The 8086-nt window shown below is 56.3% G+C and carries 4 protein-coding genes; 2 read left to right on the plus strand and 2 right to left on the minus strand.

Annotated elements, in window-relative coordinates; genetic code table 11:
* Positions 1-25 precede the first annotated feature (25 nt).
* Together H3T89_RS08280 and H3T89_RS08285 are read right to left on the minus strand one after the other, a co-directional pair.
* Positions 26-697, minus strand: a complete 672-nt coding sequence (locus H3T89_RS08280; RefSeq protein ID WP_198204248.1) for a hypothetical protein — start codon at positions 695-697, stop codon at positions 26-28.
* On the minus strand, positions 690-3119 hold the full coding sequence (locus H3T89_RS08285) for a glycoside hydrolase family 3 C-terminal domain-containing protein (protein ID WP_198216802.1): 2430 nt from the start codon (positions 3117-3119) through the stop codon (positions 690-692). Before H3T89_RS08285 ends, H3T89_RS08280 begins: the two co-directional genes overlap by 8 nt.
* A gap of 421 nt (positions 3120-3540) precedes the next feature.
* Between H3T89_RS08285 and H3T89_RS08290 the strand changes: the two genes are divergently transcribed.
* On the plus strand, positions 3541-6618 hold the full coding sequence (locus tag H3T89_RS08290) for a glycoside hydrolase family 3 N-terminal domain-containing protein (protein ID WP_198216803.1): 3078 nt from the start codon (positions 3541-3543) through the stop codon (positions 6616-6618).
* A 221-nt stretch (positions 6619-6839) separates the two neighbouring features.
* Complete coding sequence (locus tag H3T89_RS08295; RefSeq protein ID WP_198216804.1) at positions 6840-7736, plus strand: alpha/beta fold hydrolase; 897 nt, start codon at positions 6840-6842, stop codon at positions 7734-7736.
* Positions 7737-8086 lie beyond the last annotated feature (350 nt).

Genomic DNA, 8086 nt, shown 5'->3' on the forward strand with positions numbered 1-8086 from the left:
CAGCCGGGGGAGTGGGGCCGGAATTTTACTGGGCGCTCGCCTGAGATTCGGTGGGCTCCTGACGGAAGATGACCTTGAAGATGGGGAAGAAGACCCAGAAGGAGATGGCCGAGTTGATGATCATGGTGACCAGGTCAGCAATGGTGGTCCCCAGGCTACCCCAGTTCAGGGTGTGCTGGAAGAAGCCGTAGATGGGGTCCTTGTACCAGCCCTGCAACGCTGCTGCGATGATGGTGATGATCACATAGGCCACCAGGTACCAGAAGGCCGCCTTCCAGACCGAGGAGTTGGACTTGAAGGTGATGTTGCGTTGGAGGAAGAAATTGATGATCTGGGCAATCAGCAGGGTGATCTCCACCGCGAGGAAGTAGGCCAGGCCGCCCCCGCCGCCCTGGCCGATGGATCCGGCAGCATAGTCAAACAGGTAGTAGGGCTTGCCGCCGACGGTACCCATGCGCCAGATCTGGAAGTTGGTGCCCACCAGGGAGGTGCCGTTGAAGATGGCCTTGAGCACCGGCATGAGCACCAGCTGCAGGACGGTGACCCCGTTGGACAGGATGAAGAAGACGATGAACTGGGCCAGGGTGGTGTGCCGGTCGCTGAACCGTCGCCACCAGCGGACGATCGCCCACTGTGAGGTCGTCGTTGCCTTCCCCTGAGTCGGCTGTCCGGCCTGCTGGCTGTGCTGATCACTCATGATTGAGCTCCTTTCCGGTCCGGCGGTTGGCGGACATGTTCCTGAAGAATCCGGCGATGAATCCGCCCAGCCCCCGCCATAGGTGGCCATTGGGAATGCGCACGACGGCCTCGACCATGGCCGTGTCGATCAGTCCGTTGGTCATCTTGGCCATGGCCCTTGGGGGCATGTTGAGCAGGAAGAGGGTGTTCAGGTCGGGGTTGCCGGTCTTGGCTTCGTGGCGGCTCTCGCTCTTGGACAGGAAGTTGGCCACGAACCGGGCAAGGGCGCTTCTGGAGTCCTTCCAGGATGAGAGCGGATCGTTGACGCCGAAGGTGGTGACTGAACCCTGTCGGGCTACCGCGTGACCGAAGAGCGCTGTCACAGCGGAATCGTCGAGCTCCTTGACCCGGCCGTCCAGGTAGGCGCCCAGGGCAGGGTCGGGATTCTGCGGATCGACGGTTCCTTGGACGGTCAGATGCCCGCTCAACTCCATGTTGCGGGCGTTCGACCCGATCATGATGGTCCAGTCGCCGGACTCGACCTGCCAGGAGCTGCTGGCCGTGTCAAAGTGCCGGAAGGTCGTCTGATCGAAGTCGATACGGACCTGGGTTGACTGGCCGGCCTCCAGGCTGACCTTCTTGAAGCCCTTCAGCTCCCGGACCGGTCTGAGCACGCCGCCCTTGGGCGCCTGGACATAGAGCTGGGGAACTGTGGCTCCCTGCTTGTCCGAGTCGTTGGTCAGGGCGAAGGTGGCTCCCTTGTCGTCCACGGCCAGATCGGCGTAGGTGAAGTGTGCGTAAGACAGGCCGTATCCGAAGGGGAAGCGTTCCTCCACGTCGGCGGTCAGATAGTAGCGGTAGCCGACGAAGGGGCCCTCCCGGTAGATCGATTCGTGAGCAGGGTCGGGGTACCAGTCGGCGCTAGGGCAGTCGGCATAGGACTTGGGCCAGGTTTCCGCCAGGTGGCCTGAGGGGTTGACCCGGCCCGTCAGGATGTTCAGGGTGGCTGATGCCCCAGCCTGCCCGGACAATCCTATGTAGAGAACGGCATCGCACTGGTCGATCCAGTCGGTGGTGACGGGGGAGCCCGCCACCAGGACGACCACCAGGGGCTTGTCCGCCGCACCAAGGGCCTTGATCAGGTCGGCCTGGTTGCTGGGAATGTCCATGTGGGAGCGGTCCAGGCCCTCGGATTCGCTGCGTTCATCCAGGCCCACGCAGGCGACAATCACGTCAGCCTGGCTAGCCGCAGCCACTGCCTGGTCGATTAAAGACTGGTTCTTCTCGCCATGGCGTTCGTATCCCTGGCTGTAGGAGGCCAGCTCCAGGCCGTCGCCCTTGCCCTGTCTGAGCAGGTCCAGCATGCTCTCCTGCTTGGCTGCGTTGACCTTTGATGATCCGGATCCTTGGAACCTGGCGGTTTTGGCCATATCCCCGACCAGGGCGATCCTGGTGCCGGCAGCCAGTGGCAGGCGTCCCTCCCGGTTGACCAGCAGGACGGCTGATCCCTCGGCGATGCGCCGTGCCACCTGATGGTGGTCCCGTATCTGATCCGCGGTCAGGTTTCCATCAGGATCCATATCCGAGTGGTAGGTCAGCTTGGCCAGCCGTGCCACCTCTTCGGCCCGGGCATTCAGGTCGGCTTCGGCCAGGCGGCCCTCCTGCACGGCCTTGGCTATCTGGCGGACGGAGTCGTATCCGGCCTGGGGCATTTCCAGGGAGGAACCATTGGCGGCTGCGGCGACTGCACTGTTGGAGCCACCCCAATCCGAGACCACCATTCCTTGGAAGCCCCACTCCTTGCGCAGGATGTCCTTGAGCAGGTGGGGATTCTCGTTGGCATAGGTGCCGTTGACCATGTTGTATGAGGTCATGATGGCCCAGGGGTGGGCCTGGCGCACGGCGATCTCGAATCCGGTCAGATAGAGCTCGCGCATGGTGCGCTCGTCCACCACGGAGTCGGATGCCTGGCGGCGCAGCTCCTGGCTGTTCATGGCGAAGTGCTTGGGGGTTGCGGCCACGCCCTGGGACTGGATGCCTTCAATCAGGCCTGCAGCCATACGACCGGCCACCTGGGGGTCTTCGGAATAGTATTCAAAATTTCTGCCGCACAGGGGGTTGCGCTTGATGTTCATGCCAGGACCCAGAACCATGTTGACGCCCAGACTTCTGGCTTCGCTGCCCAGCGCCTGGCCCATGGTCTTGGCCAGCTCCGGGTCCCATGAGCAGGCCACGGTGCCGGCTGTGGGGAAGCAGGTGGCCGGCTTGGACTTGCCCATACCAAGGTTGTCCCCTGATCCGGTCTGGCGGCGCAGGCCGTGCGGGCCGTCGCTTAGGACCATGCTCGGGATGCCCGCCCTCTTCAAGGCTCGGGTCGCCCAGGTGGATTTTCCGGAGAGCAGCGATGCCCGTTCCAGAACTGTCAGATCCTTGACTTCCATAGTGTTCCTTCTCCAAACAACTTCCGCCGGAACGCTGCAATTTCAATCTTGCTCTGTTTGGATATGAATATCGTCAGTCGTATTCCGGTTGTGGCAACGATGATTTCGCATCAATCGTTTTGCCATATTCCGCTGTTCATTATTCAGCGAAGACTAGTGATACTGAGAAAAAACTCCATAAATTGTCATTTTCCTGGCATGAATGGTTGAAAAGCTGAGTGGCAATCATGAATATTCGTTGCTCTTTTTGTGGCGTTGATAAGGAATTCCGACAATTTAAGTGGGAGAAAGAACAATTCAGTCATTTTATGGACCATCGGATTCTGTAATTTTTTATCATTCATTTGAATTGACGATCGGAATACCCGGTTCTCGGAGGTGATGCAGGGATTACCACGTCAATGCCAGAGAAAGGAATTCAATGAAGAAGGCAAAAGTAGTGAGGATAATCAAAACGATCGTCTCCATTATATTCGCTGTGGCACTCATCGTTGGTTTGATGCTTGCAAACCCCCAGCTAAAAACCAACAAAATTCTGTCAAACATCATGAACTACAACAGGCAGAGTATCGATAATTCCCAAATCAAGGATAAAAATCTCGACCTGAATTATTACAAAGCCGATTACAATGTCGATACCATCAAAGCTGCCGAAAACAGGTTGGCTTCGAACATCGCTGAACAAGGTACAGTTCTGCTGAAAAATCAGGACGAGGCCCTGCCCCTCAAGTCAGGTGCCCATTTGAGTCTTTTCAGCGCCAATAGCGTGAAGGCAGACGGTGCCAACATGCTGACTAAGTCCAAGGGTGTTACTGCCAAAGAAGTACTTGAGCAGGAAGGGTTCAAGGTAAATGACAAACTTTGGCAGTTCTATAGCAAGGATGCTGGCAAGAAATACGGCTTGGCCGCAGGATCCGTTAACTTTGGCGATGGCGAAGACTTTCGCATCAACGAGGCTTCTATCGATGTCCTCAAGCGGGAGCCGGGATTGCTGGATTCTGTTAAGGGTACAGTGCCGGTCTATCTACTGAGCCGTGTAGCTGGCGAAGGCCGTGATATGCCTCGCTCGATGTATAACCATGCAAGTTCGGACCAGGACAAGCGCAGGACTTACCTAGAGCCAGACTCCAATGAGCTTTCTGTTCTGAACTATCTGAACCAGAATTTTGACAATGTTGTCCTAGTCATCAAGTCCAATGCTGCGTTGGACCTGGGCTGGCTTGATCAATTCCCTCACATCAGATCGGTAGTCTACTCAGAGAACATCACCCGCCAACTGGCAGGCGTTCTTTCTGGCCGACTGAATCCATCAGGCAGAACGGTCGACACCTTCGCACGGCATGCGCTCGACTCCCCTGCTGCGCACAATTTCGGAGATTACCAGTATTACAACAAGCAGGGCAAGCCCACGAAGTACAACTATCTGACCTATGCGGAAGGTATTTACGTCGGCTATCGCTACTATGAAACACGCTATGAGGACAAGGTCCTCGGTCAAGGGAATGCCGGTGACTTCGACCATGCCCACGAAGTCATCTATCCCTTCGGTTATGGTCTGAGCTACACCACCTTTGACTGGCGAGACTTGCACATCAACCAGGAGGGTGACCGGTTTGTGGCTTCTCTGGTGGTCGAGAACACCGGTAATCGTCCCGGTCGTGACGTGGTTGAACTTTACGCACAGAGTCCCTATACGGAATATGACAAAGCCAATGGTGTGGAAAAGTCGGCGGTTGACCTTGTCGGATATGCAAAGACCCCGCAGCTGCAGCCAGGAGCTCATACAAGCGTGAAAATCACTTTCGACCGCAGCCAGCTTAAGGCCTATGATGCTAAAACGGCGAAGACTTTTATATTTGACGCAGGCGAATACCGCTTCACTGCGGCCCATGATGCTCATGATGCAGTTAACAACATCCTGTCCCAGAAAGGCCGCACTATTAATAATGGCATGACAGCTCCCGGCAATCCTTCGCTAGTTGCCTCGTATACTCCGACCAACGCTCAGGTGGATGTCACGACCTTCTCCAAAGATGCCAAGACGGGTAAAAAAATCACGAATCTATTCGATTTTGCCCGGGCTGACACCACTTATCTGAGCCGTGCCGATTGGACAGGAACTTTCCCCAAGCATGATGGCGTTCCGTCCGACCAGATCAGCACCTGGGGCGGTGAGATTAACGGTGAGAAAGACGGTCATCCCAAGGCTTACACGTGGAAGAAGACCGCTGATGATAGTTTGATCGCCAAGCTGGATGGTCATGACTCAGGCACACCAGTTGCACGACGGTCCATACACACCCGTCCGGTTTTCGGCAAGGACAACAAGCGCAGTCTGATTGAGATGCGCGGCCTTCCATATGAGAGCAAGGAGTGGGATGCCTTGCTTGATCAGATGACCGAGGATGACTACTGGAAAGTCACTATTGACGCTGGCTACGGTTTGGACTTCATCAAGTCAGTCGGAAAGCCTTATACCATGGATGCTGACGCCGCCAACGGCTTATTCTATGGCGGGACCGGCAAGACCTTCCCCAATGTAATGATGCTGGCCCAGTCCTTCAATCATGATTTGGCTGAGCAGTTCGGCAAAATGATCGGCAACGAGGCCCTGCTGGGTGGTGCCAGTGGATGGTACGCCCCATCAATGGACATCCACCGTACACCTTTCAGCGGCCGTAACGGCGAGTACTATTCAGAGGATCCATTCCTGTCAGGTAGTACCGCTTCAGCGGAAGTTAGCGGAGCCGCATCCAAGGGCGTCTACACCTATATCAAGCACTTTGCGCTCAATGATCAGGAGGATCATCGCGGGGATCGACCGGGCAACTTCAGCGTGGCCACTTGGGCCAACGAGCAGTCCATCCGGCAGATTTACCTGTCGCCCTTCGAGGCCTGCATCAAGGCACCGGAACTTCCCATGAAGTACGTGAAAAAGCTGCCCGATGGTTCATATAAACAGGCTATTGCCAAAGTTCCCGCAGCTATGGGGGTCATGAGTTCCTTTAACCGCATCGGAGCAACCTGGACCGGTGGATCCTACCAGTTGATGACGAAGCTCCTGAGGCAAGAGTGGGGCTTCAACGGATTGGTTATCACGGACAATGCCAACACCGGTGTGTTTATGAGTCCCTATCAGATGATTGAGGCTGGTGCGGATGCAAAGCTACTGAATGTGGATAAGGATCCGACTGGTGAGAAGTTGGACTTCAAGGATCCTGCCACCTACCAGTACGCGCGCCAGGCAGCTCACCACATGCTCTATGCCGTGGCCAACTCCAAAGCCATGAATGGGGCTATGCCAGGTAGCCGATTCCGCTACTTCAACGTCATGAACGTGGTTCGGTACAGCCTTAATGTAGCTGTCGCTGTCATCATCCTGCTGTTGGCTTGGTTCACTTTCCGCAGGCATAGCAAAACAGTGATCGTCCGCAAAGAGGCCAAACGGGCCGCCAGGAGACTGAATCGCCAGGCAAAGAAGTCAGACAAAGCCATCTGACCGGGGGTACGGCTGGGCATTCAGAGTCTCGGCACTAACGCCTAGCCGTCTCCCTAAATAGCCGTATTGCGCGGAGTGTCATCGTCGCTCTGTTCCTCGGTTATCTGCCCTCGCATCGAATTTCATGCGCTGTGCGTGACAAGCGGCCATGGCGTCGGTAGGCTATGAGCAGTGGGGATGGGAATAATCAGATGTCATCCCGTTCAGAAGGGTCATCAAAGGTGTCCACACATTCTCGGCTCTACGCCGTGCATATCAACGGTGCCCGCATGGTCTTCTCCATGAACCCAGCATCGCCGGAGGCCCCCATAGTGCTCTATCTGCATGGGGGTCCAGGCGATGCCTGCATTCCGCTGACCATGCGTTACAATTCGGCCTTGGAGCGCGATTTCCGCTTCATCAACCTGGACCAGCGGGGCAGTGGGCTGTCCTACCATCCCTTTGCCCCTGGCGAGGTGGTGACCATCAATTCGATGGTCGAAGATGTTCACCAGTTCGTGCTGAAGCTGCTTCGAGCCTACGGACAGGATTCCGTGATTCTCATCGGTCATTCCTGGGGCAGTGTCCTAGGTTTGGAGATGGTGAAGCGGTATCCCTCACTGGTCCGTTGCTACATCGGCCTCGGGCAGGTCGTCAGCATGCGCGCTGCTCTTCGTTTAAGACGGCGTTGGGGGCAGCAGAGTTTGGGTCCCCGGCTCGGTTCGCTCGTCAGCAGGGAGAACGGAGCTGCCGACATAGTGCTGATGATTAATGAGCTGCTGTCTCGTGGCGGGGCTGCCATGTTGTTCGGATCTCTGGGGCGGATCATGACCTACCTGCGCTCGCCCTACTACAACTGGTCGTGTCTGCTCAACCATGCCAAGGGGGTGGCTCAATCCCGCGCTCGCTTGAATGCAGAGCTGGAGCAGGTCGATTTCAGTGGGCAGACCTCCTTCGAGGCGCCGGTATATTTCATCAGCGGCAAGTATGACCGTCATCTGCCAGGCAGTCTGGTTGAGCGGTTCGCAGATGGGTTGAAGAGCCCGCATCGGTTTATTCGCTTTGACCGGTCCGGGCACTGCCCACAGTGGGATGAGCCAGAACGGTTCGCGGCAACGGTTAAATCCCTCTGCCTGTAGCGCTCTATTGATAAGCAGGGGCTGCCTTGCCGCTAGTGCCCATCCGCATGGTGGAAATACATGCTGCGCGCGACGAAATCTACTAATATTAATCATTGAAGATATTGGTTTGAGCCTCGCTGAAGAGCGTGCGGGGTTCCTGGATTGACGAAGGTCGATGAAGCGGGGACAATGTCGATGAAAATCGACACGCCGTAGAATCCCCGGAATCGTTGGGTTCCTTCGATATTTTTCTATGCCAATTTGCGGGATAACCCAACTTCGTGTAAGTTTACTTCTTGCTGCCCGGCAGTGATGAGAACTCTTCGGAGGGCTTGGAGCTGTTGGTGTGGTGGTGGTTTGAGAACTCA

This window comes from Bifidobacterium sp. W8114, assembly GCF_016101165.1.
GTDB classification, from domain to species: Bacteria; Actinomycetota; Actinomycetes; order Actinomycetales; family Bifidobacteriaceae; genus Bombiscardovia; species Bombiscardovia asteroides.